Source organism: Bifidobacterium sp. ESL0775 (genome assembly GCF_029395475.1).
Taxonomy (GTDB): Bacteria; Actinomycetota; Actinomycetes; order Actinomycetales; family Bifidobacteriaceae; genus Bifidobacterium.
The window spans coordinates 1,456,504-1,481,603 of sequence record NZ_CP113917.1; the positions used below are offsets into that span (position 1 = coordinate 1,456,504).

Annotated in this window: 22 protein-coding genes and 2 tRNA genes; 5 read left to right on the forward strand and 19 right to left on the reverse strand. The window is 58.4% G+C overall.

Annotated elements, in window-relative coordinates; genetic code table 11:
• Nucleotides 1-220: 220 nt before the first annotated feature.
• Entirely contained in the window at nucleotides 221-1,045 is an 825-nt protein-coding gene (locus OZX73_RS05485; RefSeq protein WP_277148312.1) for a BRO family protein, read from the reverse strand.
• Nucleotides 1,046-1,059: 14 nt separating this feature from the next.
• Entirely contained in the window at nucleotides 1,060-1,293 is a 234-nt protein-coding gene (locus tag OZX73_RS05490; protein WP_277148313.1) for a helix-turn-helix domain-containing protein, read from the reverse strand.
• A 117-nt stretch (nucleotides 1,294-1,410) separates the two neighbouring features.
• On the opposite strand from OZX73_RS05490, the gene OZX73_RS05495 reads away from it, so the two are divergent.
• Both OZX73_RS05495 and OZX73_RS05500 read left to right on the forward strand, forming a co-directional pair.
• On the forward strand, nucleotides 1,411-2,379 hold the full coding sequence (locus OZX73_RS05495) for a hypothetical protein (protein ID WP_277148315.1): 969 nt from the start codon (nucleotides 1,411-1,413) through the stop codon (nucleotides 2,377-2,379).
• Nucleotides 2,369-2,797 carry a DUF6782 family putative metallopeptidase gene (locus OZX73_RS05500; protein WP_277148317.1) on the forward strand — a complete coding sequence of 143 codons (429 nt, stop codon included), beginning with the start codon at nucleotides 2,369-2,371 and terminating at the stop codon, nucleotides 2,795-2,797. The genes OZX73_RS05495 and OZX73_RS05500 overlap by 11 nt, the downstream gene beginning before the upstream one ends.
• Nucleotides 2,798-2,869: 72 nt before the next feature.
• On the opposite strand, the gene OZX73_RS05505 is transcribed toward OZX73_RS05500, so the two are convergent.
• A complete protein-coding gene (locus OZX73_RS05505) occupies nucleotides 2,870-3,793 on the reverse strand; it encodes a hypothetical protein (RefSeq protein ID WP_277148319.1) in 924 nt (307 codons plus the stop codon).
• 75 nt (nucleotides 3,794-3,868) lie between these two features.
• Between OZX73_RS05505 and OZX73_RS05510 the strand changes: the two genes are divergently transcribed.
• Both OZX73_RS05510 and OZX73_RS05515 read left to right on the forward strand, forming a co-directional pair.
• Nucleotides 3,869-4,069 carry a hypothetical protein gene (locus OZX73_RS05510; protein ID WP_277148321.1) on the forward strand — a complete coding sequence of 67 codons (201 nt, stop codon included), beginning with the start codon at nucleotides 3,869-3,871 and terminating at the stop codon, nucleotides 4,067-4,069.
• A gap of 110 nt (nucleotides 4,070-4,179) precedes the next feature.
• Complete coding sequence (locus OZX73_RS05515; RefSeq protein ID WP_277148323.1) at nucleotides 4,180-5,457, forward strand: site-specific integrase; 1,278 nt, start codon at nucleotides 4,180-4,182, stop codon at nucleotides 5,455-5,457.
• 126 nt (nucleotides 5,458-5,583) lie between these two features.
• Here the strand turns inward: OZX73_RS05515 and OZX73_RS05520 are convergent.
• Nucleotides 5,584-5,657, reverse strand: a tRNA-Pro gene (locus OZX73_RS05520).
• Nucleotides 5,658-5,971: 314 nt separating this feature from the next.
• On the opposite strand from OZX73_RS05520, the gene OZX73_RS05525 reads away from it, so the two are divergent.
• Nucleotides 5,972-7,165, forward strand: coding sequence for an ABC transporter permease (locus tag OZX73_RS05525; RefSeq protein ID WP_277148325.1), 1,194 nt, complete (start codon nucleotides 5,972-5,974; stop codon nucleotides 7,163-7,165).
• A gap of 267 nt (nucleotides 7,166-7,432) precedes the next feature.
• On the opposite strand, the gene OZX73_RS05530 is transcribed toward OZX73_RS05525, so the two are convergent.
• From OZX73_RS05530 to OZX73_RS05600, 15 genes are all read right to left on the reverse strand, one after another.
• The gene (locus OZX73_RS05530; RefSeq protein ID WP_277148327.1) at nucleotides 7,433-8,089 is read right to left on the reverse strand and encodes an NUDIX hydrolase; all 657 of its coding nucleotides are present in this window, start codon (nucleotides 8,087-8,089) and stop codon (nucleotides 7,433-7,435) included.
• 175 nt (nucleotides 8,090-8,264) lie between these two features.
• A complete protein-coding gene (locus OZX73_RS05535) occupies nucleotides 8,265-9,143 on the reverse strand; it encodes a Nif3-like dinuclear metal center hexameric protein (protein WP_277148329.1) in 879 nt (292 codons plus the stop codon).
• A gap of 267 nt (nucleotides 9,144-9,410) precedes the next feature.
• Complete coding sequence (gene polA / locus OZX73_RS05540; RefSeq protein ID WP_277148331.1) at nucleotides 9,411-12,413, reverse strand: DNA polymerase I; 3,003 nt, start codon at nucleotides 12,411-12,413, stop codon at nucleotides 9,411-9,413.
• Between the two features lie 105 nt (nucleotides 12,414-12,518).
• Nucleotides 12,519-13,298 carry a response regulator gene (locus OZX73_RS05545; protein WP_277148339.1) on the reverse strand — a complete coding sequence of 260 codons (780 nt, stop codon included), beginning with the start codon at nucleotides 13,296-13,298 and terminating at the stop codon, nucleotides 12,519-12,521.
• Nucleotides 13,299-13,422: 124 nt separating this feature from the next.
• A tRNA-Leu gene (locus OZX73_RS05550) sits at nucleotides 13,423-13,496 on the reverse strand.
• A 248-nt stretch (nucleotides 13,497-13,744) separates the two neighbouring features.
• The gene (pyk, locus tag OZX73_RS05555) at nucleotides 13,745-15,193 is read right to left on the reverse strand and encodes a pyruvate kinase (RefSeq protein WP_277148341.1); all 1,449 of its coding nucleotides are present in this window, start codon (nucleotides 15,191-15,193) and stop codon (nucleotides 13,745-13,747) included.
• A 125-nt stretch (nucleotides 15,194-15,318) separates the two neighbouring features.
• A complete protein-coding gene (locus tag OZX73_RS05560; protein WP_277148343.1) occupies nucleotides 15,319-16,317 on the reverse strand; it encodes a TerC family protein in 999 nt (332 codons plus the stop codon).
• 181 nt (nucleotides 16,318-16,498) lie between these two features.
• Nucleotides 16,499-18,613 (reverse strand): excinuclease ABC subunit UvrB, encoded by a 2,115-nt coding sequence (uvrB, locus tag OZX73_RS05565; protein WP_277148345.1) that lies wholly within the window; start codon nucleotides 18,611-18,613, stop codon nucleotides 16,499-16,501.
• A 146-nt stretch (nucleotides 18,614-18,759) separates the two neighbouring features.
• Nucleotides 18,760-19,470, reverse strand: a complete 711-nt coding sequence (gene coaE, locus OZX73_RS05570; RefSeq protein ID WP_277148347.1) for a dephospho-CoA kinase — start codon at nucleotides 19,468-19,470, stop codon at nucleotides 18,760-18,762.
• 229 nt (nucleotides 19,471-19,699) lie between these two features.
• Nucleotides 19,700-20,599, reverse strand: a complete 900-nt coding sequence (gene gnd, locus OZX73_RS05575) for a phosphogluconate dehydrogenase (NAD(+)-dependent, decarboxylating) (RefSeq protein ID WP_277150936.1) — start codon at nucleotides 20,597-20,599, stop codon at nucleotides 19,700-19,702.
• A gap of 52 nt (nucleotides 20,600-20,651) precedes the next feature.
• Complete coding sequence (ulaG, locus tag OZX73_RS05580; RefSeq protein WP_277148349.1) at nucleotides 20,652-21,728, reverse strand: L-ascorbate 6-phosphate lactonase; 1,077 nt, start codon at nucleotides 21,726-21,728, stop codon at nucleotides 20,652-20,654.
• Nucleotides 21,729-21,773: 45 nt separating this feature from the next.
• The gene (locus OZX73_RS05585) at nucleotides 21,774-22,058 is read right to left on the reverse strand and encodes a PTS sugar transporter subunit IIB (RefSeq protein ID WP_277148351.1); all 285 of its coding nucleotides are present in this window, start codon (nucleotides 22,056-22,058) and stop codon (nucleotides 21,774-21,776) included.
• Nucleotides 22,059-22,117: 59 nt separating this feature from the next.
• Nucleotides 22,118-23,434 carry a PTS transporter subunit IIC gene (locus tag OZX73_RS05590; RefSeq protein ID WP_277148353.1) on the reverse strand — a complete coding sequence of 439 codons (1,317 nt, stop codon included), beginning with the start codon at nucleotides 23,432-23,434 and terminating at the stop codon, nucleotides 22,118-22,120.
• A 2-nt stretch (nucleotides 23,435-23,436) separates the two neighbouring features.
• Complete coding sequence (locus tag OZX73_RS05595) at nucleotides 23,437-23,898, reverse strand: PTS sugar transporter subunit IIA (protein ID WP_277148355.1); 462 nt, start codon at nucleotides 23,896-23,898, stop codon at nucleotides 23,437-23,439.
• 311 nt (nucleotides 23,899-24,209) lie between these two features.
• Nucleotides 24,210-25,055, reverse strand: a complete 846-nt coding sequence (locus OZX73_RS05600; protein WP_277148357.1) for a MurR/RpiR family transcriptional regulator — start codon at nucleotides 25,053-25,055, stop codon at nucleotides 24,210-24,212.
• Nucleotides 25,056-25,100 lie beyond the last annotated feature (45 nt).

Consider the following 25,100-nt stretch of genomic DNA (forward strand, 5'->3'; position numbering starts at 1 on the left):
TTTGATAATGTCGCAATGCTTGCGCTCCATGATCCTGTCGCATAATGTATGCATGCATTCATCGTTGCTGTTGACGATTATGTGATAGACCAATGGTGCGTTATCGGCCGATTGGGATGGTTGGGGTTTGGTTGCGGTCTTGTTTGGCCGTTTCTCTAATATTGATGTTGGCATTGTTTTTCTCTTTCAGTGTCTTGCCGCAGTTCCAGCTGCGGCATTTTCATGCGGCTTGTATGGTATTGAACGGGAGTTGCCCTTGCTGTTGGGGAATGACGAATCGGTCGATGAACCAGTTCAGCCCTTTCGGCGTGAACACGGCATAGGGGTGTCCAAGACTGCCGTCATTCTTCCGTCCGCATTTCTGTTTGAGATAACCGGGTTTCACGGCCTTCATGGTGGGCGCGTTCGAACGTTGTTCCAAATACCCGGCCCCGCGCAGCAGGCCGAATACCATGTCCCGCGTCATCGTCCTGTCGAGCGTGCGTAGGTGGCGTGCGGCCTGCGTGACGGTGAGTGTCCCGTCGGTGCCGAGGAACAGTTCGCCTAGACGGGCCATCGGCTTCTGCGCCTCGATCGTCTCCCGCTGCGTCTCGTTGTTGTGACGGAGAGTCATGATCTCCTCGTCTTTCAGTCCCAGTTGTCGTTGTGCGGCCAACAGACCGCGAGAGATAAGTGACAAGTCGTCGTCGGGTACCGGACTGGGAGCAGTGTAACCACCAGTTTTCCGGATTTGTGGGAGCACCTCGTGCGTCACCCAACGCTGGAACGCTTTTGCTTGAGGCTTGCGGGATTTGAGAATCAGCTTGTAAAGACCAGGCTCGGAAATAATAAGCGGTGATTTTCCGCCGTTCTGATCAATGTGGATAGTATCCACATTGATCAGAACGGCCATTTCGTCGATGTCGAGAATCTTGCGAAGATCTCTAGTAGCTGTTCCTAAAATGTCTGTGACATCTTTGGCGAGCCACCATGTTTCGCCGTTTTGACCAACGAACGTTCGTACTTGATTCCCTTCAAAGTTGAAGGTTTGGATGTCGTTGTTCATTGTGGTTTTCCTTTCTATGCGGCTTCCGTAACTGCGGAAGCCTTTTTGGTTTTGTCTGTTGTGATGCGTCTGCTGGCGGCGAGCCATTTGTCCACGTCGCTTTTCAGGTACAGAATCGTTCGAGGCGCGGGCTTCATGTAAACGGGCCCTTGACCGGAATAGCGAAGCTGGGAAAGATGGTTCCGCTTGATGTGGTAGATTTCTTCGACCTGCTTCGGCGTCAGCACCGCATCGTCTTGTTCCTGCATGTTTACAACCTCCTTTCACAAGCCGCCATCATGGCGACATGAAGAATGATATAACAAGTCGCCGTTATGGCGACTACATTATGCTTACAGAATAACTCATGTCGTTAAAATGATGACATGAGAATTAATCAGGCAATTAATGATTGGTTAGACCAAGTTAGGGAGGCTAATAACCTAACTTTGGATCAGATTGCGACTGAATCTAAGAGATATGGAACTTCTTGGACTACTGGTTTCGTATCTAAAATTAATAATTCAAATACGATTTCTGAGGTTCCTAATCTCATAATTCTCGTTCAGACAGTCAACTCCCTTACCGGGCAGAAACTGACCTTGGCCGACGTCTTCCCCGGCGACGGGGAAATCGAACTCAACGATGAAGGCGGACACGTAGACCGTGCAGATCTGAGAAAAATCCTAACCGGGAATGAAGTAGAGATCGACCCCGCATTGACCGCTGACGACATTTTCTCTTTCATCGATAGACTCACCGAAAAGCTTTATGAAGGCATCCCCGAAACAATGAGGAAAGTATCGATTTATATTGTTGAAATCGGCCAAAAGGTCGACGTAACGACCGATGGCCGCAAACCCAGTCTGGCCGAACAGCGAGCGGCAAAGAAGATCGGCATTATTCCGCAGGCTCTGATGGTTCTTTGCCAGCTGGTTTTTCACCGGTCTTTGGATGAGGAATCGGCGTATCGTGCCGGCAAGAACGCCTCACCACAGAAAAAAGGCCGCGAGACGCGCAAGATTATCGAATACCTCGATCTCTATATAGACAATCTTGTAAACAATGGGCCTGCTCGTTTGCTTTCCGATGCATCCAAATACGATATTTCGGATGCACAAAATGGTTCCTCAATACAGCTTTCTGGAGAAGAATTGAGACGCTTAATAAACGAAAAGGATAGCGCACAAGAAAACACTGGGAAAAAATCCGATTCGACTTTTAACGATTCTTCCGTTGAGTTTCGTGCTGATCGGACTATGGAGCAGTTGAAGAAGAATCCGCAGGTGCTGGCTGCATATCATGATTCCAATAAGGAAAGGGAGATGGATCCATTTGCCGACGATGACGACTAGCCTCGCACCGTTGCGAGGTAAGGATTATGCGGGCATGCGCTATTGGGTTGACAACAACCTTGAAGTGCATGTGGCCAGCCGGACACTGCCGTCCGGCCTTATGGGAATTTATAACAATCTGGAGAACACCGTGCTCATCGACCCGAGACTGACTTACGCGCAGAAGCGGTGCACCCTGGTTCATGAACTTGTCCACTGGAGTCATGGGGATCAAGGCTTTTGCCTGAATTTCGCCAAGGATCCGGAGCGGCGCACACGTCTTGAATCCGCTGGGATTCTGATTGATACCCCTGAATATGCGCTGCTTGAATTGGAGTACGGCCCCGATGTCTGGCGGATAGCCGAGGAACTTGAACTCACACCGGCTATCGTGCGTGACTACCAGAATCTGGTGTTACCGTATCGTCGGCTGCGTTAGATTCCTATGGTTTTCGGCATGCGAAGAAGGGAGGAGGAGATGGTGAAACAGCTAGTTGCTAGGGTCAGTGGTTCAGAAGAGTCTTGGCTGTTCGCCGACGGATTCGTGGTTGATGACCTTTTCGATCGCGATGTAGCGTGCGGTGAGCCTGTTGTGTTCGTCGAACGCCTTTTCGACCCGCATGACGACCCGGTAGATGTCGTTGGCGCGCAGGGCCTCCTCGCCGTCGAGGACCTTCTTCTTGAACGCCTCGTCCTCGAGCGCGACGAACTGTGTCTTGATGCCGTCGGTGACGCGCCATTTACCGTTGGGGCGGAAGGACGGGTCGAGCGCCTGCACGACCATCTCGGTGGAGGATTCGGTGATGTCCTCCTCCTTGGGATTGTAGTGGGCGAAGGCGTCGGCCTCCTCGGAGTCCACGGTTTCGGTTTCGTGTTCGTTGCTCAGTGCGACGGAGTCGATGCCGTCCGTGAGCGCGGGGGCGGTTGCGTCCTTGACGGCTTGGGCGAACCGTTCGTCGGAGACCAGTGCGAGGGATGTCTTGGTGGCTTTGATCTTGGTGCCGTCGGCGAGTTCCATGTCGACCTCGACGAATGCGTCGTCGTCCGGTTTCGCCTCGACTTTTTTGGGTTTCCCGTGCTTGACGATCTTCTTGAGAAGACTTATGGCCTTCATGGCGATGTTCGAAAGACCGTCGAGGGCGAGGATAGCGGTCACCGTGGTGCCGGTCAGGACGGCTGGCCCTTCCTGGAAGAGGTGGACGATGAGATCGACGATGAAGGACCCTTCCTCCGTCGCCTTGGCGTTGAGCTTTACCCGCGCGTCCGGCGCCACCTGTTCCTGGACCGCGTCGAACATGGCGGAGAACGCGAGGAGTGCGGGCGCGAGCTGTTTGACGTCTATCTCGTGGTTGTCCAACGCCGCCCCGTCGTATTTGACGTAGAGTTTCTCGATGGATTGGACATCATCCTTGGTATCCTGCAGTTCCTGTTCCATACTGACGATTGTAACGTCAAGAGCGAACACAAACGGGAATATCAGTTCATCGCATAACCGGGAAAGAGGTTCATTATGAGATTCGGTATGAGGAAGCCCAGTCCGAAGAGCTCGCTGAGGGCGATGACGACGGGACGTGCGAAACGGGCGGTGAAACGTGCCGTAATTCCCGGCTACGGTCGGAAGGGCATGGGTTGGATCCGCAACCCGCGCAAGGCGATGTACAACAAGGTCTATCGCAAGACGAGCTTCGGCTGGCGGGACCTGTTCAAATAAATAATAGTCCCGCATGGGGTGCGACCCAAGCGGGACAAGCGGTAGTAGACGTTCGAAAGTACAGCTAGCCGCATGGCCTATTCTAGCCATGCGCGTGGAGGGAAACAAACATGGCTAAGGTGTTCATTCAGGATCTGTGGCTCCGCACGGCCGACGACGGCACGGACCCGTCCGGCCAGGCAAAGCGTTCGCTGACGCATACCAGGGATCCGATGAAGGCCAATGTGCCGGAAAAGTGGCGGTCGAGTCGGTACGGTAAGGGCGGCAGGTGGCGTTGCTGCTGGTATCAGGCCGGCGTTCAGGGGCGTGGGCAGCGGACGAAGACGTTCGACAAGCTCGCCGACGCCGAGGAGTTCCAGGCCGCGATGGAGGATGACGTCAGGCGAGGCAGATACCACGATCCAAGGCAGGAGAACCGTCTGTTCGCCGACGTGGCTGAAGAGTGGGTCAACAGCAAGCTCGATATCCGTCCTGGCACTTTGGGCCGTTACCGGCGGGAGCTTCGTCTGTATGTCAATCCGATGTGGGGTGACAAGCCGTTGCGCTCGATTACGGAACGTGGGCTGCAGGAATGGGTGAAGCGGCTTTCCGAAGGCGGCTACCCTACCGACGATGACTCCAACGCCCGTGGTACCAAGCCGTTGGCGCCGCGTAGCATCCGTAACATCGTGAGGGTGGTGACGGGCGGGGTGCTTGACTATGCGGAACGCCGTCATTGGATCACCGGCAACCCGATGGACAACGTGTCGACGCCGAAAATCACGACCGAAGACGACGACATGGTCCTGCTCTCCATCGGCGAGGTGGAGGAACTGGCCGAAGCCGCACAGACCGTGAAGGGCAACCCGCAGGACGCCCTTATCGTCAGGTTCCAGGCCTACGTGGGTACGAGGATCGGCGAGACGTTCGCGTTGAGGGTGCGTGACATGGATTTCGGCACACGTAGGGCGAGGATACGGCAGACCTGGACCGACGACGGCAAGGGAAGGCAGATGCTTGGCCTTCCGAAAAACGGGCACCAGCGCTCGGTGGCCTTCCCCGATTTCCTCGAAGAGAGCCTCAGGTTCCAGTGCGAGGGGCATTCCGCTGACGATTTCGTGTTCCGCGCGAACCGTGGCGGAAATCTGTGGGTCAACACGTGGCGCACCCGAATCTGGTATCCGGCCCTGCGGCTGGCGGGCATGGAGCATGTGAGGATTCACGACCTGCGTCACACCTATGCGTCGATAGCCATCGCGAACGGCACCGATGTGAAGACACTGCAGGAGCAGCTCGGGCATGCGAGCGCCACGATCACGCTGAACACGTATGCGAGGTTGTGGCCGGAGCGTCTGGATGAGGTGGCGGACGCCGTCGCCAGGGCGCGGGCTTCGGAGCTGGGAAGCTGACCTGCGATGTTGACTGGATGTTGACTGTGGCGGGGTATGTGCGGCAATGTTGACTAATGTTGACCGGATGGCTTTTCCGAGGTTTTGATGATACCTTGAAACTCCAGTGTTTCCAAGGGTTCCAAGTCGGGATGACAGGATTTGAACCTGCGACATCCTGCTCCCAAAGCAGGCGCGCTACCAAACTGCGCTACATCCCGATGTGCCAACAAAACAAAGCACAAGTAATAAGTATAGCGCAACCCCGGTCAGGCGACTCGCTAGAATGAGCAATAGCAAAACAATAAACGAATACAGAGTCAACAGAAGCGGCAGACTCGGCAAGTCAATCACCAAATATGATTAACGGCATCATTTGGGGTAACAGATAACCATTGCGTGGCATAACGCAACTGGCATCGGCACGACATCAACCGGTAGCAAGCCGAAAGTCTGCACACGTCTGAACCATACGCATACCAGCGAAATAAACTACGGAAACATCAACCGCGAATACGAAGGGTAACAACCAACAATGGGACTGCATCAGCGCACGGAGACCTCGGGGCTCGTCTCCTTCATCCTCTGCGCGATCGCCGGGGCGAGCGTGATGGAGCTGTGCGTCTCGCTGTTGCCGGCCGCGTGGATGATCAGCCGCCGCCAGTTCGTCATCGCCTCCATCATCATCGCCGCGTGCGGCACCGTATCCTTCATTTTCGGCTACGCACGGCGCTCAAGCTCGTTCAACACGCACAACCGTTGGATCACAATCCTTCGCCGCCTGGTCGAAATCCTGGCGCTGGCGACAGTCTACGCCTCGACGCTGTTCCTCACCTCGTTCGCCATTTTGAGCATGGCCAGCAACCTCATGGGCACGATGTTCCTCGAATACATCGTCCCGGTCTGCGCCGGCTTCTCAGGCATCGCCGGCTACGTCACCTTCGTGCAGGCCGAGCTGATGGACGCCAAAACGCTGGCGGGCCTGTTGCCGCTATTTGTGGTCGCCGGCGTGAGCGTCGCAGGCCTGACCACCGACGACCCGAACTGGTACACCAATAATTTCTCCCAGCTCGGCGACCGCACCACTTTCGCCGCGCACATGTTCAACTCGACGCTCATCCTCGCCGGCATCTGCATCATCATCGTCAGCTACTTCGCCATCTCCGAGCTCGTCACCTCGTATCGCCAGCGCCGCGAATGGCATCAGGAGCAAGGCCCGTTGCGTTCCAGCCACATCAAGCACTACAAAGCCCGCCTGACCTGCCTTTCGGTCATGCTCGCCTTCTCAGGCATCGCTTTCATCGGCATAGGTATGTTCCGCTATACACCGCATCCCATCCTGCACAACGTTTTCGCCCGCGGCATCGTCGTGGTCATGGGTCTGCTTCTACTGACCCTCCCCTGGCTCGCCCCGCAGCTTTCCATCGCCATCTACGCGGCCGGCTACCTCGCCATCGCGGTCTGCGGCGTGGTGCTCATCCAATGGCTCAACGGCACCAACACGATGACCAACGTCGAGGCGCTGGCCGGCCTCGTCTTCCTCGGCTGGTTCATCATGTTCTCGCGTCAGATCGCCGCCATCGAGGCCGACCGTATCGCCGAGCAGGTTCTTCGTGCCGACGAAGAAGAGGAGAAAGCCGACCTGGATACGGCCAATATCGCCGACACGATTCCGTCTTCGGTCAAGAAAAACCAGCGCATGCATTCGCGTCTTGCAGCCACGCAATAATAAACTCTGGGCTCAGTGCATTCAAATCACAAAAGCCTATCCACCTACCGTCTCCCACGGCGTTTGTTCTATGTAATACTTTGATAATAGCGCTATCGAAAGCGACCAAAAGATCCCGAATATTTCGTCACAAATATATGTCAACACGGCAGAGAACATCGGCGATATATCGTCCAATGGAATCTAAAACAAGATTTCAGATTTAAACGTAATACAATTAGGACGCACGCAATTAAATACATGGGATCGATGAAAAAGCCGACGCGACTATTCGCGTGCAGCCAATTGCTGGCGTAACCGGCGAATCTCCTCGTACTGGATGGCGATGGTGGAATCCGCGGCTTGAATCCCGAGGCCGGTAAGCTCCTCCCACGTCACCCATGTGGACTGCACGTGCTCGTCCTTGTCGAAATGACGCGGCTCCTGCCTCCAAGAAGACAAATGAATGACGAAGATATGCGTCAACTCATTGGTCATACCACCTGAGGAATAGAAGTCGCCGACACGCTCGATACGAACGGATCGCTCGTCTTTCGGTGTCACTCCCGTTTCCTCCCGCAACTCTCGCAGGGCCGAAGTTTCGGGCTTTTCGCCGTCTTCCATAAGTCCCGCAGGAAATCCATAAGTGAACTTGTTGGGGCCGACACGGTATTCACGTTCCAGCAAATACTTGTCCTGAATCTCGTCGTGGACGAGCATCACCACGGCCTGCGGATGAACCAGAATCTGCCGCCGCACCGGTACTTCCCCGCCGTCGGTTTTCGCGAGCGCCAGCTTGCGGTCGTCGATATGGAAAATAGCCCCGCGATAGACGGTCTCGCTGGAAACCAAACGCACCGGCGCCTCCATGTCAACGCCGTCGGTTGAATCCTGCAGACGCTTGTTGACTTCCTTGCGGATACGTTCTGTCGCTTCTGTGATCATTTCAGACTTCCTCTACGTGACTTTCTTGCGAATAAGCTCTGCCATTTCTGCTCTCATTACCAACTGCCTTTGTCATGACTTCCAAGGCCACGGATAATGGCGTGCCGATATATCGATATCGCGTATTCGTTTTATGGGAAACGAACCGAAGCATACCCTCAATCATTTCAACTGACTAATCCCGTCCCAGCACCAGTTGCCACGGATCGGTGACGATGCCAACGCGTTGCGTTTCTGGACGGAAACCGGTGGCCTGTTCCACCCCATCAACAATGTCGTCAAGCGCATACCTGAACCACATCGATTCGATGGCCGAATGTGGCGTGTTGATCAGCGCTGGCTTCATGGTCGCATGGTTGAGCGTGGCCTCATACCAAGCCTGCTGCAATGCGTCCGTGGCCGGGTGATGGCGCAGATCGCTGGTCACATAAACGTCAGCACCACTCGCGCGCACCTCATCGAAATCAGAATCCCCCGACCCTGGCAACACCGCGATTTTCCGGACTTCGGCATCAAGATCACCGGCGACTTGTATGCCATAGTTCGTCTTCGGCACCTCCGCTGCGACGCGCTGCGCAAACGCACGCAAGGTCATCGGTTCCGCCAGCGTACCGACACGCCCGAGCCCCACGGCATGGCCGTTTTCCTCGCCAACAGGCACTAGCGGCGTCTGGTCCTGCAACCCGAACGCGTCGGCCGCGGCCTGTGCGACCCCACGATAGGCGACATCGGCGTTGGTGTGCCCGACCCATAGCCCGCAGTGCGCCCGATACAGCTTTCCGGCGATGGCGCCGTGGACGCCAAGCCCCGAGACCTCATGCACCGCGCGGAAGAACAACGGATGATGGCAGATGAGCAGGTCGGCGCCCATCGCAATCGCCTTGTCGACCACGGCCATGGTCGGGTCGGCGGCGAAGACGATTTTGCCGACGGTATCGTTCAGATCTCCGACGATCAACCCAGGAAAATCCCAGTCCTCGGCATAGTTAAGCGGATACAGCCGCTCCAGCACGTTGACGACTTGCGCAAGCCTTGGCTTTTCCTGATCTGACATATTCCCTCCAACTATTCGCCACTATTCCAAATGATATCGGCTATCGACCACACCGCCGCACACACATCACTCATGCAACGGCTTTGCCGCGTTTCCAGCCTTCATACGCAAAATGGCTCCATTGCCTACCAACAATAGAGCCATCATCGAACACCGGCATGAAGTTCCACCCATGAGTCGGCAAACTGGCCAACGCCAACCTATCCACGGGAACAGCAATCAACACACCGATGGAAGCGGAATCGTATCAGCGATTTCCGTCAGCCGTCAGTGCGCGGCGGATTGCCAGTCGGAACCGATGCCGATGGACACATCCAGCGGCACGGCCAGGTCGACGGCGTGCTCCATGGCGTCGCGCACCAAAACGCTTACCTGCTCGCTCTCGCCAGGCGCGACCTCCAGCACGAGTTCGTCGTGAATCTGCAGGATGACGCGGCTTTTGATACCAGCCTCACGCAGCGCGTAGTCGGCGCGAATCATGGCGATCTTCATGATGTCGGCAGCGGAACCTTGGATCGGCGCGTTGAGCGCCGCGCGTTCGGCGGCGTCCCGCACTTGCCGACGAGTGGAGTTGAGGCCCGGGAAATAGCGTCGACGCCCGAACATCGTCTCCGTATAGCCCTTCTCACGTGCGGTGGCGACCAGCGATTCCAGATAATCATGCACCTTGCCAAACGTGGCGAAGTACTTAGATTTCAAGATATCGGCCTCGGCCGGGCTGATCTTGAGCTGTTGCGAAAGCCCGTAAGTGCTCAAGCCGTATGCCAGCCCGTAGCTCATCGCCTTGACGTGGCTGCGCTGGTCCGGGGTGATTTGATCGACCGGAATGTCATAGACCAGGCTGGCCACATACTTATGGAAGTCCGCTCCGGACTTGAAGGCCTCGATCAGCGATTCGTCGCCGGAAAGGTCGGCCATGATGCGCAGCTCAACCTGCGAGTAATCGCAGCTCAGCAATGACTCGAACCCTTCGCCTGGCACGAACGCGGAACGAATCTCGCGTCCGGTGGCGTTGCGGTTGGGGATGTTCTGCAGGTTCGGGTCGACCGAACTCAGGCGCCCGGTGGCCGCGACGGTCTGCTCGAAGGTGGTGTGGATCCTGCCGTCCTTGGGGTTGACGGATTCCAGCAGGGTTTGAATGATCTGCTTGAGCTTGTTGGTCTCGCGGTGCCTCAGCAGCGCTCCGAGGAAATTGCTCGCCTTCTCGTCCTGCGCGTATTTGATGTACAGGTTTTGCAACGTGGCGGCATTGGTGGTGTAGGAGCCGGACCGCGTGCGTTGCGAGGGTTTGAGCCCCATCTCATTGAACAGCACGTTGCGCAGCTGCTTGGGGCTTTGCAGGTTGAGCTCATGGCCCACGGCATCGAAGGCGATCTGCTGGGCCTGGTTGGCCTCGGCCGCGAACCCGTCGAGCAATTCGTGCATCCGATCCAGATCGACCTTCGCGCCAGCGTCCTCGATGCCATGGAGCACCTGCGAGACCGGCAGCTCGATCGAACGCAACAAGCCATACTGCTTGCGCTCGTCGATGGGCGTCTTGAGGAAGTCGGCGAGCGCCCGCACGATGGCGGCTTGCCTGGCGACCTTCCGACGGGCTTCCTCGAGGGTGTCCTCGTTGTCGTCCGCAGAGCTTTCATCATCGCCGAAGTCCAGCTCGCCTTGCACATGACTGGGCTCGTCGTTCATCTCAAGCTTCAGGAAATGCGCGGCCGCCTTTTCCAGCGAGTCGGCGTGGAAATCTGGTTGGGCGAGATAGCCGGCTAGTTTGGTGTCGAACAGCGGGCGACGCATGATCACGCCGATTGAGTCCAGCATGTGCAGATGCTCTTTGTAGCCATGCACCACCATCGAGGTGTGGAACCGGTCGAACAGCCGCTGCAACTCGTCGCGCATGGCGTCGTCCACGTTTTCCGCGCCGAACACCGCGGCCTCATCGCCGGCAAGCAGGGCCACGGCCCCAAGCCTGGCATCCCCCGGCTTGCTGCGTCCCGAGGCGTAGAACACCCAGGAATGGCTGACCTGCCCGGAGCAGCGCATATCCCGGTCAATCAGCTCCGGGCCTTTGGCCCCGTCGATAATGGCCTGCTCGTCCGCCTTCTCCTCGGCGAGGATGAACGTGGCCTCGTGCCGGCCCGCGTCCGCATCCGAACCGTCGCCGCCATGGCCGTCCTCGCCCGCCGTCGTCTCGTGCGCGGTCTCGGGATATTCGCCGACGATATGCTTGTCGATCCAATCCTTGAGCCCTTCCGCATCGTTGACCTCGGTGACCTTCGGTTTCACGATGCTGATCTCGTCGTCATCGGCCTTGGCCCGCGCCGTGCCCGTGTCGTCGGGCATGACCCCGCCATTGAACGACTTGACCAGGCGGTTCTTGGAACGGTTGCTGAACTCGAGTTTGGAGAAGACCTCGTTGACCTTGTCCATGTCCATGCCGCCAAGGGTGAAGTCGTCGATGGAGGCTCCGAGATCGAGGTCACGCAGCACGGCGTTGACGCGGCGGTTGAGCTTGACCTGGTCGATGTTGTCGCGCAACGACTGGCCTTTCTTGCCTTTCAGCTCGTCGGCGTGCTCGATGATGCCCTCAAGGCCGCCATACTCGTTGATCCATTTGGCCGCGTACCCATCGCCGACGCCCGGCACACCGGGGATGTTGTCGGCCGTCTCGCCGCGCATGGCCGCGAGATCCGGGTATTGCTGCGGGGTGACGTGGTATTTCTCGACGATCGCCTCCGGCGTCATGTGCTTCAGGTCCTTGAAGTGGTGGCCTGGGTAAAGCACGGTGATGTCGTCGTCGATCAGCTGGAAGGCGTCGCGGTCGCCGGAAAGCACGAGCGTCTTGTAACCGGCGTCCTCGCCCATCGAGGCCATGGTGCCGATGATGTCGTCGCCCTCATAGCCTTTCTTCTCGATGTATTTGACGCCCAAGGCCTTCAAAAGCTCCTGGATGATCGGCAGCTGGCTTAAAAGCTCCTCCGGCGCGGCGTCCCTGGTCCCCTTGTATTGCGGAAGCATCTTGTTGCGGAAGGTGCCGCCGGCCATGTCGAAGGCGACGGCGAGATGGTCGGGTTTTTCGGAGTCGAGGACCTGCGCGAGCATCGTCGAGAAGCCCCAGACGGCGTTGGTCGGCTGGCCGGTCGAGGTGGCGAAGCTTTCGACGGGAAGCGCGAAGTAGGCCCGGAAAGCCAAGGAATGGCCATCCACCACCAGCAAAGGCCCCTTCGCCTTCGCCTCGTCGTTTTCATTGCCGCTCGCGCTTGTGTTATCGCTCATAAGTTCCCGTCCCTCGGTCTGTTGTGACCTTTACCTTTTACTACTATACAAATATCGCCTGCCGATTCATAGTCGAATCGACAGGCGACGAATCACAACACCCGTTCAGCGCTGGGTTGGCTCCGGCTTCGGATCGCCGTACTTGGCGATGATGGCCATGGCCAGGCGCTTCTTGGGGATGCGCTGATCCATGGAGGTCTTCTGGATCCAGCGGAAGGCGCCCTGTTCGGAGAAGTCCGCCTTGTCCATCAAGAGGCCCTTGGCGCGGTCGACGAGCTTGCGCTCCTCGAGCGAATCCTCGGCCTTCTTAAGCTTCTCCTCGGTCTCCTTGAGCTGGGACTGGGTCTCCTGGAGCTTGCCTTCGTTCGCCTCGACGGTGTCGAGCAGATCGTTGATCTCGGCGAAGCGGCCCATGGCGACTTCCAGCGCCGGCAGCAGCTTGGATTCCTCGTAGGGCTTGGTGACATACGCCATCGCACCCGCGCCGGTGGCCTGCTTGACCAGGTCGGGCTGGGAATAGGCGGTCAGCATCACCACGGGGGCGATGTTCTCGTCGCAGATCGTGCCGGCCGCGGTGATGCCGTCCATACGCGGCATCTTGACGTCCATGCACACCACATCGGGGCGCTCCTTGCGGGTCAGCTCGACGGCCTCCTCCCCGTTGGCCGCCTCACCGACGACCTTGTAGCCGTTGTCCTCGAGCATCGCCACGAGGTCCATGCGGTTGACCGATTCGTCCTCGGCCACCACCACGGTGCGCTGACGGGGCTTGCCGTCCTCGGGGGTCTTCTCGGCCTTGGTCTCGTCGGCCACGGCCTGGATATCGTCGTCAGCCGCCGCCTTCAATTCATCATCGGTTAGAATCTGGTCCATTGCATCATCCATTCTGTGTTCACTTCCGTACTGGTTTGTCTTCGCGCCTTCTCAGTCTCTTACGACAACATGTCAAGTACAGAGCACTTTGATACCATGATATATCAATCATTCAAAAGTGATAACCCACTTAGCGTGCCCTTGGTGGGACTCGAACCCACACTGCACAGATTTTGAGGCTGTTTCCTCTACCAATTGGGATACAAGGGCTTGTATCTGGCCGCGACCCGCGAGGTCGCAACCCTATAAAAATATCATAATGAAGCGACGTAAACCGTCTGGTTTCGTAATCTGCGTGTCTTTGCGCACCATCTGAAACATCGGACATGCGAACGCCGCCTAACGGAAAGTCGGCCCCGGCATTCATTCGCCGGAGCCGACCTCGTACTTCCTAAAAGCATCACACCTTCAGTGAGCGGTCAAGCCGACCGTCCAAAGAGCGTGTGCGTCAGCCGATCTCAGTCGGCGTCGCAGGCGCCCACGGTGTGGACGTAAATCGAGTCGGTGCGGCCGGACTGCTGCGAGCCCTGGGCGGAGCTCAGCACGACGATCTTGTCGCCGTTGACGACCTTGCCGGCGTCGCGAAGGAGCTTGTCGGTGAAGATCATCAGCTCATGACGGTTCATGTCATGGTAGTCGGCATCGGTGCAGAACGCCTCGGTGCCCCAGCTCAGAGCCAGCCAGTGATAGGTGTGCTCGTTGTTGGTGATGCCGTAGATCGGGGCGGCCGGACGCTCGCGGGAGACGCGGTGCACGGTGGAGCCGGTCTGCGTGTAGGCCACGATGGCCTTGGCGTTGACCTTGTCGGCCAAATCGACGGCTGCGGAGGAGACCGCGCCGGTGCTCGACATGTCGAGGTTGTTCAACGCGGGGATGCGGTCGAAGCCGTGCTCGGTGGCATAGCCGGAGATGCGGGCCATCGTGTTGACGGTCTGCGCCGGGTACTTGCCGACGGCGGTCTCGTTGGAGGTCATGGTCGCATCGGCGCCGTCGAGGACGGCGTTGGCGCAATCGGAGGCCTCGGCGCGGGTCGGGATCGGGGAATTGACCATGGAGCCAAGGACCTCGGTGGCGACGATAACGGGCTTGGCGTATTCGCGGGCCAGCTCGATGCAGCGCTTGGTGACCAGCGGCACCTCTTCGAACGGCATCTCGACGGCCATGTCGCCGCGGGCGACCATGATGCCATCGAACGCCTTGACGATGTCCTCGAGGTTGTCGACTGCCTGCGGCTTCTCAATCTTGGCGACGATCGGGATGCGGCGGCCCTCCTCGTCCATGATCTCGTGGGCGCGGTCGATGTCGGTGGCGAAACGCACGAAGGACATGGCGATGATGTCGGCACCGGTCTGGATGGCCCAACGCAGGTCGGCCTCATCCTTCTCGGTCAATGCGGGGAGGCTGACGGCCACGCCCGGCAGGTTGATGCCCTTGTGGCTGGAGACCGGGCCGCCCACGACGACCTTGGTGTGCACGTTGTTGCCTTCGACCTTGGTGACCTCGAGGCGAACCTTGCCGTCATCGATCAGGATCGGGTCGCCGGGATGGCAATCGCCGGGAAGCCCCTTGAAGGTGGTGGAGGTGATGTGCTCGTCGCCCTCGATGTCATCGGTGGTGATGATGAATTCGTCTCCAGCCTTGAGCTGGACCTTGTCCTCGCCCTGCGCGTTCTTCTTAAACCAGCCGCAGCGGATCTTCGGGCCCTGCAGATCGACCAAAGCGGCGACGTTGCGGCCTGTGGTCTTGGAAGCCTGACGGACGTTGTTGTAGACCTTCAGATGGTCATCGGTGGTGCCGTGCGAACGGTTGAGACGCGCGACGTCCATGCCGTTCTTGACCAGCTCGGTCAGATTCTCGAGCGATTCGCTCGCGGGTCCGATGGTATCTACGATTTTTGCTTTCCTCATGAATACCTGCCTATTCTTGACTGACATGTTGTATGGCGGGAGTCACCCGCAACATATATCCAGTCTACTAGCATTCACAAGCGTTCGAGGCAGTTATGCGCGTTTTTATGTGAGCGTTCACATATTTATCGGCCTTGATGGTCCCCGGATTTGCTGCCATCGAGCCTCATCTTGACGACGCTGGCGATGGCCGCGGTGCCGATTGCAATGACGATAACGATCAGGGAGACCCACGTCGGAATCTCAGGTACTTGCGGAATCGGCCTGCCGCCATTGATGAAGGGCAAGGCGTTGCCATGCAGCGCCTCCATCACCAGTTTGACGCCGATGAACCCGAGCACCACCGCCAGGCCGTACGGCAGGTATTCCAGCTTGTCGAGCAGGGCGCCGAGCAGGAAATAGAGCTGCTGGAGGCCGAGCAGCGCGAAGATGTTGGAGGTGAAGACGATGAACGGGTCTTTGGTCAGCCCGAAGATGGCCGGGATCGAATCGAAGGCGAACATGACGTCGGTGGTGCCGATCGTCAGGAAGACGATGAGCATCGGGGTGAAGAACTTCTTGCCGTCGCGCACCGTGCGGATCTTCTCGCCGTCGTACTCGTCGGTGATCTTCACCACCTTGCGCAACACGCGGATGATGGCGTTCTCGTGGTATTCCTCGTCGTCATCGTCACCCGCCACCAGTTTCACGGCGGTGTAAATGAGGAAGGCGCCGAAGATGAAGAAGACCCAGGTGAAGCGTTGGACGACGGCCGCTCCGACGAGGATGAAGAGGCCGCGCAGCAACAACGCGATGGTGATGCCGACGCTCAGCACGTAGCGCTGCAGTTTCTTGGGCACGGCGAAATTCGTCATGATGATGACAAAGACGAAGAGGTTGTCGATGCTCAGCGAATACTCGGTGAGCCAGCCGGAATAGAACTCGAGCGCGGGCTGGGAGCCGGAGACCCACCAGATCAATCCCCCGAAAACCAGCGCCGCGGCGACGAAGAACGCGATGTGCTCCACGCACTCCTTAGTGGAGGGGACATGGGGCCTGCGGCCGATGACGAACAAATCGACGACGAAGAAAATTGCAAGCACCACATAGGTGGCGATCATAAACGCAAGAGGGGTTTCGGCCATGCCCTCAAGGTTACGAGGGGCGGGTGACCTCAGATAACTTTACTTACCATCATACTTTTCGTAGTTGGTCGTTGGGGATTGGGATAAACTTTCACGGGACACTCAAGGCCGTTCGGCCAAGCCTACGCCCGAGAAAGTTTATCCCAACCCCCAACTTATGTCGCGTAAATATTAAGAGCTTTTACTTCTGGGCCTCGGTGATCTGGCGGAGTTCCTTCTTCAAGTCGCGGATCTCGTCGCGCAGGCGGGCGGCGAGCTCGAACTGGAGCTGTTCGGCAGCAGAATGCATCTGGTCGCTCATCTGGCGGATGAGGTCGGCCAGATCCTGCGCGGGCAGGCCCGCCTTGACGATGGCGTCGTGGTTCTTTCGCAAGTCCGCGTCGTCCAGGCTGGTCAGCGCGATGCGCTTGTCGCTGCCGGCGCGCTTCTCGTCGCGGTATCCGCCGGCCAGAAGCGTTTCGGTGTCCACATCCTCCTTGGCAAGCATGTCGGTGACGTCGCTGATCTTCTTGACCAATGGCTTCGGGTCGATGCCGTGCTCCTTGTTGTAGGCGATCTGCTTCTCGCGACGACGATTGGTCTCGCTGATGGCCGTCTCCATCGCGTCGGTGACCTCGTCGGCGTACATGATGACGGTGCCGGATACGTTGCGGGCGGCACGGCCGATGGTCTGGATCAACGAACGGTGCGAGCGCAGGAAGCCTTCCTTGTCTGCATCGAGAATCGCCACCAACGAGACCTCGGGCAGATCGAGGCCCTCACGCAAGAGGTTGATGCCGACGATGACGTCGATCTTGCCCTCACGCAGCTCGCGCAGCAGCTCGACACGGCGCAGCGTGTCGACATCGGAATGCAGGTACTCCACCTTGATGTCTCGTTCCAGCAGGTAATCGGTCAGGTCCTCGGCCATCTTCTTGGTCAGGGTGGTCACCAGCACACGCTCGTGCTTGGCGACGCGGTCCTTGATCTCGCCGAGCAGGTCGTCGATCTGCCCCTTGACCGGGCGCACCTCGACCTTCGGGTCCAGGAGACCGGTGGGCCTGATGACTTGTTCGACCACGCCGTCGGAAAGTCCGAGCTCATAGTCGCCGGGGGTGGCGGAAAGATAGACGGTCTGGCCGATGCGGTCAAGGAACTCCGGCCATTTGAGTGGCCTGTTGTCGAGCGCGGAGGGCAGGCGGAACCCGTTGTCGACCAAGGTGCGCTTGCGGCTGGCGTCGCCTTCGTACATGCCGCCGATCTGCGGGACGGTGACGTGGGATTCGTCGATGACCAAGAGGAAATCGTCGGGGAAGAAATCGAGCAGGGTGTGCGGCGGGCTGCCCGGCTCGCGTTCGTCGAAGTGGCGGGAGTAGTTCTCGATGCCGGAGCAGAAACCGACCTGCTGGATCATCTCCAGGTCGTAGTTGGTGCGCATCTCCAGGCGCTGGGCCTCCAGCTCCTTGCCCTGTTTGCGCAGCTCGGCGGTGCGGTCGACCAGTTCCTCCTTGATGGTCTTCAGCGCGTGTTCGGTGCGCTCGAGGCCGGCGATGTAATGCGAAGCCGGGAAGATGTGGACCTGCGGCTCGTGGGCGATGACGTCGCCGGTCAACGGATGTAGCGTGGAGATGCGGTCGATCTCGTCGCCGAAGAACTCGATACGGATGGCCAATTCCTCGTAGACGGGGATGATCTCGACGGTGTCGCCGCGCACGCGGAAGGTGCCGCGGGTGAAGGCGATGTCGTTGCGTTTGTATTGCATGGCAACGAACTTGCGCAAGAGCGCGTCCCGGTTGATCTCCTCCCCCTCGTGCAGGAAGAGCATGCGTCCGGCGTATTCCTCCGGCGTGCCCAAGCCGTAGATGCAGGAGACGGTGGCCACCACCACGCAGTCGTCGCGGGTCAGAAGGTTCGCCGTGGCGGCGTGCCGCAGGCGCTCCACGTCGTCGTTGACGTTCGAGTCCTTTTCGATGTAGGTGTCGGTCTGGGGAATGTAGGCCTCGGGCTGGTAATAATCGTAATACGAAACGAAGTAGCTCACCGCGTTGTCCGGCATAAGCTCGCGGAACTCGGCGCACAGCTGCGCGGCCAGGGTCTTGTTGGGCTCCAGGATAAGCGTGGGCCTTTGCAGCCTTTCAATGAGCCAGGCGGTGGTCGCGGTCTTGCCGGTGCCGGTCGCGCCCATGAGCACCACGTCGTTCTCGCCGTTCTCGATGCGCCGCGCGATCTCCTCGATGGCCTCCGGCTGGTCGCCGGACGGCTTGTACGGCGCCTTCACCACAAACGGATGATGCGTGCGCTCGATGTTGAACCCCATGCCTGTTCAGTTCCTTTCGCCGACCCGATGTCTCTCCTGCGATCGCCTTCAAACGTGAAAGCCTTCGTCCGCTTCCGTCTCATGACGTATTCACGGCCATCCGGCCGTGCTCACACTGCCTTACTTTATGGCGAACCCGACCCCGCTCACCGCCATTGTGCGAACAGCATATCAAGACGCTCGAACATTTGTTCGATTGGAAGTGTCGAGTCGATGATCACGTCGGCGATGGCCTCGCGCTCTGCGCTGCTGGACTGGTGGCGTATCCTGCCCTCGGCCTGCTCACGGCTCATCCCCCGCGTCTCCATCATCCGTTGAACGCGGATCTCCTCCGGCGCCTCGACAGTAAGGATGTGGTCGAACGTAAATGGAATGGCGTCGATGACCTCGGCCAGCAACGGCACGTCGTGAACAATGACAGGGCCGGAAAAAGAATCCTCGGCAGACGACGAGTGGGCATCCGATGAACGAGCTTCATTCGCGGTATCGGTATCGCCTCCATCTTGGGAGCCCCGCCCACCTTCCTTACGTTCACAGTCATCGGCAATCTGCCGTTCGAGTTCTTGGGCGCGCCGGTAAATCAACGGATGCTCGATGTCGTCAAGCCGCCCTTTGGCGTCAGGAGCGGCCTGCGGGGAGAACACATGCGCCGCCATCCATTGGCGATCCAGCGAGCCATCAGCTTGCACCGCATCGTGGCCGAATTCCTCGGCAATCCGGCGGATTCCCTCGCTCCCAGGCTCGACCACCTGACGGGCCAGCTGGTCGTAATCGATGAGATGGGCGCCACGCTGCCTCAGATGGGCGGCGACGGTGCTTTTGCCGGCCGCGATGCCTCCGGTGAGTCCAATGCGCATTGTGCACCCCCGCTGTCCACGATGATTCCGATTATCCGCTGACCACCATGGTACACACCACGCCTCATCCGCCATCGCCCGAAAAGTATCAGGCCCTGGTCACCCGAAAACATCCAAAAGACGGAACGCCTCTGGCGAAGCCTCCGGAATCATAAAAAGTTGGCCTGCCTCTTCTTAGCAAAGAGACAGGCCAACCCCAACAGCAGTCAATCAAAGAATAGACAATTACTTACTTCTTGGTGACGTGACCTCCAAACTCGGCGCGCATGTACGAAACAGCGCGCAGGACGTCATCCGCGCCCCCACGCGACATCTGACGAACCTGCAGCGAGGCACCGGTCACCGGCGTGGGCACACCGAGCTCCATCGCGGATTCCACCATCCACTTGGCCTCTCCGGACTCATTGGCCACCGGAGGCATTTCGGAAAGCGTGGGATCCTTGCTGAACGCGTCGGCGAGCAGGTCGAGCAGCCACGAGGCGACCACGGAACCGGAGCGCCATGAGGTCATGACCTTGCCCGGATCTTCGATGTACGGGCTGCGCATCATGGTGGCGAAGCCCTCGCCAAGCGCCTGCATCATGCCATACTCGATGCCGTTGTGAATCATCTTCGCGTAATGTCCGGCGCCGACCGGGCCTGCATAGACCAAGCCGTTCTCATCGTCGGGCTTCAGCGTCTCAAGCAGGGGCTTGACCATGTCGAAGTCCTCGCGCGAGCCACCGGCCATCAGCGCGTAGCCGCGGGAGGAGCCCCACACGCCGCCGGAGACGCCGCAGTCCATGAAGTGGATGCCTTTGTCGACAAGCGTCTTCGCGTGGCCCTCGTCATCGCGATAGCAGGTGTTACCGCCGTCGATGACCAGATCCCCGGCCTCAAGCTGCCCGGCCAACTGCTCGACCATCGAGTCGGTCGGCTCCCCTGCGGGCACCATGATCCATACGATCCTTGGCGTGGGCAGGGCCTCGATCAACGCGGACAGGCTGTCGACGTCGCGCGGCGTGTCGGCGGAACGGTCGTAGGAGACGACCTTATGCCCTCCCTTGCGCAGACGCTCGGCCATCTTGCTGCCCATCCGGCCCATACCGATTATGCCAGTTTCCATTGTTTCCTTCTCTTTTTGTCTTATATATCTTTATCTGCCCGAGGCGGCCTGGGACGGGCCCAGGCCACCGGCCCGATCACAGGAAAGCCGTGAACGGAACGTTGACGGGGTGCGTGTACCTGTCTTCGAAGCCACGCTCGTGATAGTATTCCAGCTTGCCTTTGTCGTCGGGATAGACGAATTTCCCGCCCGGCATCCAGCACATGGGATGGAACTTGTAGTCGAAACGCTCGCGGCGCATGCGCCAGAGCGTCTCGACCTCATGGGGATTGGCGAGCATGTTGCTCCACACATCCCAATGAAGCGGGATGAGCACCTTGGCCCCCAACGCCTCGGTGGCCCTCAGCACGTCGACCGAGGTCATCTTGTCCTGCACCGAAATCGGGTTCTCGCCGTAGGCGAGCAGCGCCACGTCGATGTCGAAGCGCTTGCCGTGCTCCGCGTAATACGTGGAGTAGTGCGAATCGCCGCCGTGGTAGATCGTGCCGGCGGAGGTCTCGATGACGTAGTTGACGGCGCGCTTGTCCATGTCCGGGACCTTGTCGTCGTCCGGCCTGTCCTCGGGCTTGACCGGATCGGTGATGAGCACGGTTCTGTCGAAGGACTCGACAACGTTGATAGTGATGTCCTTGATATGCAGCACATCGCCCGGGCGCACGACGCGGCAACGCTCCTGCGGAACGCCCCAAGCCACCCATTGGTCGACCGCGTATTGCGGACCGATGAACGGGATCGGCTCCTTGACGTTCTGCAGGATGGCAGCCACAACGTTCATATCGATATGGTCATGGTGGTAATGAGTCACCAACAGCGCGTCGAGCGCCGTCACGGAGAACGGATCCATCACCATGGGGATTGTGCGCAGGTTGGGCTGAATCGTCCGACCCCCGGTCAACCTCGACCATTGATGTCGATCGGACATCTCCGGTTTGTCATGGGTCTTCTTGCCGGTGCCGCACCAGAAATCAACCACGAGGTTGGTCTGCTGGTCCGTCTTGAGCCAAATGCCCATGTTGCCGAGCCACCACATGGCGAATTTGCCCTGTGGCACCTTGGTCCTATCGATTTCCTCGTTCAGCCACGTTCCCCATTCCGGGAAGACCTCTTGCATCCAAGTCTCTCTGGTGACTTCGCTGACGTTGCGTGCTGCCATGTTGCCCTTTCTTGAAAATCTTCGGTTTCTTATCGACCGAATCCGTTATTTGCCCATCGATGCCAGACGTTCGTCGAGATGCGTCTTGATGTCATCCTTGTCGACGAAATTGGTGAGCACGATGGTCTTGTCCCTGCAATCGTCGGGGAACTGGTCGAACAGCTCCCTGGTGGTCACATAGATGTCGGCAGGTGCCCCCTGTATGCTGCCCAGATCGACGGTCTCCACCGAGATATCGTCCTTGCCTTCCTCAGAGAGGATGCTTTCGATGTTCATCTTGGCGATGACGCTCGATCCGACTCCGAATCCACAAACGCATACAATTTTCATAATGACTCTCCTTTATTGTCATTTATTTGAAACCGGGTGCAGAAGGCACCTGGCCTAAATCATACAAACAGGCCGGTGATGAACTTGAGCACGTACATGATCGGGGTCCACACCAACGCGAAGTCGATGTTCGACCAGGTCAGGCCGGAACCGTAAACAGCGCCGGTGAGCGGGTAGAACAGGATGACCGCGAGGGAGGAAATCGCGCCGGTGACGAATCCAGCCGCCAGAGCGCCCCTCCAGCCACCGGCCTTGTTGCCGAACACGCCCATGACGTTGCCGTCGAAGTACATGATGATCGGGCTGGGGAAGACGATGACCGGCGAATGGAAGATGACGGTACCCAGGCACACCAGGATGCAGGCCACGGTGGAGCCGAGGAAGCCGAACATGCCGCCCATCGGCGAATACGGGAAGTACGTCGGGGCGTCAAGCGCGGGCACGGCGCCAGGCAGGAACTTGTCGGAGATGCCCTTGAACGCCGGGACGATCGAGCCGATGAACATACGCACGCCCTGAAGCAGGATGACGATGCCGGCGGTGAACGAGAAGCCCTGCAGGATGAGCCACAGGATCCAGTTGGTGGAGCCGGCGCCCGTGCCGGAAAGCGCCTGGATGCCCTGCTGGCCGACGGCCAGACCGATGCCGATGAAGATGATGGGCATCAGGAAGAACATGACCACGGTGTTGTCGCGGAACATCGAAGCCCACTTCGGCAGCTTCATCTTGTCCGCGTCCTGGTTGGGATCCTGGCTGCCGCACCACTTGCCGATGAAGTGCGCGAGGATGGAGCCGACCTGGTCCATGAAGCCCAACGTTGAGACGTCATGGGTCCAGTCACGAGAAAGCTTACGGGTGATAGCCGGCGAATAAGTGTAATACACAGCGTTGAGCACCGTGCCAACGGCGATGATGGCGATGGAGTTCTTGGTGTGCAGGACACCGGGCAACGTCACGGCCATGAAGGCGGCAAGGAAGAGCTCGAGGTGCGCGGTGAGGTACACGTTCTTGAAATCCTTGCCCGGAGTGATACGCACGAGCAGCAGGTGCAGGAAGAACGCCAGCAGGAAGATGATGACCGCGTTCTGCGCCGGCTCGGCGTACTTGAGCACGACACCGAACACAGCGTCGTTGGTCGGCAGCACGCCCTTGACGTTAAGGGTCTTGTTGAGTTGCTGGACGACCGGCGAGAGGGTGCTCATCAGGATGCCCGCGCCGGAAGTCAGCACGGTCAGGCCGATGATGGTCTTGACGACGCCGTCAATGACCTGAGGGAATTTCTTCTTCTGCAGCAGCAGACCAATCAGAGCGATCAGGCCAAGGAATATGGTCTGGTTGCTCAGCAACTGGTAAACAATAAAATTGAATACAGCCACTTCTATTCTCCTTCGTTGATTTTGTTAACTATTGCCTGGATGTCGTCTTCCGTTTCAGCGCCACGGAGCATGGCGAAGCCATTCCCGGCGTTGAGGAAGGTGACAATCTTTTGCAACATCTGAATATGGGCGTCATCGCCCGTGGCGGCCAGAATGGCGACAATGTCGACGGGGTCGTTCTCTTTATTGCCGAACTCGACCGGTTCCGCCAGCGTGGCCAGCGAGAAGCAGGTGCGGTGCACGGCCGCGCTGGGACGCGCGTGGCCAAGGGCAAACCCGGGCGCCAGGACGATGTAGGGGCCAAGCTTGTTGACCGCGTCGACCATGCCCTGCACATACGACGGGTCGATGCTTCCGTCATCGACCAACGGCTGGGCCGCGGACGAAAGGGCTTCCTGCCATCCATTGACATGAAGATTCAGTTGAACGTGCCGCGCCTGCGCGACCTTCTCTTCTACAGACATTTCCTTCTCCTGGTGAAAAAAATCATCACTGATATTTAATTTTTATGATTTTATTTTACATAATGCCGTCGATGAAGTCAAACAGAAACGCCCGTGTTTCATTTTTTTAGACAAATAAAATTTTATCCTCTAATTATCGTATCATCGATTGTTTCCGCATCACGAACGATGAGGGCAAACACCATTGTTTCCCTGTGTTCGTGCCGAAAACGACAATCCCCCAGGACACGCCCGGGGAATCCGAAAATCGCGTCACCTACCTTGGCGACACACGAGACGACGAACGAATCTTCATTGAAAAACGGAAGCCGTCAGACCTGGTGCTTCATCGAAATGACCTTGCGGATCCTGTCGCGGTTCTCATCGCCGAGCTTGCCGAAGTACTGCGCGGCCATGGCATAGAGGCAATCGTTGATCGCCAACTGCGAGGTGAGCGATTCCAGGGCCTCGAAATGCGTCTTCGAGTCCTTCGAAATCGAGTAGAAAACCACGTCCCCATATTCGGTGAGCGGGGAGTTGGCGAAACTGGTGACCACGATGATGGGCACCTTGTTGTTCTGCAGGGACTTGGCAAGGTCCAGCGTGTCCGTGTCGTTGCCGGTATGCGAGATCACGATGGCGCAGTCCTTGGGCCCCATGGAGGTCGTCTGCATCAGCGCCATGTGGTATTCGATGTTGTAGATCACGTTCAGCGGCATGCGCATCAGCTTGTGGTAGGCGTCCAGCGCCACGATGTTGGAGCCGCCGAGCCCGTAGAAAGCGATCTTGCGCGAATGGACGATGTATTCCTTGGCCTGCTCCAGGTCATGCTCGTTGATAAGCGCGAAGGTCTCCGTCAACGTCGCGATATTGGCCGTCAGGGTCTTTTTCGCCACCGTCTTCGGCGAGTCCTCGGCGCTGATGTCCTCCACCGATTTCGCCTGGGAATTGATCTCGCTGGAAAGCGCCCAACGCAGCTGGGAGAACGTCTCGTAGCCAAGGGTGCGGGCGAAGCGGGAAAGCGTGGCGGTGGAGACGCCGCTTTCGCGGGAGACCTCGGTGATCGTCTTGGAGGCGGCGTTGGTGCTGTTGTTGATGATGTAGTCGGCCAGTTGGCGGCTGCTCGCCCCAAGTCTCGGATAACACGCCTTGATTCGTTCGATGATGCTCAAATCCATGATCAACCCTGCCTGATATGACCCATGGCCATCGCGTATCGAACA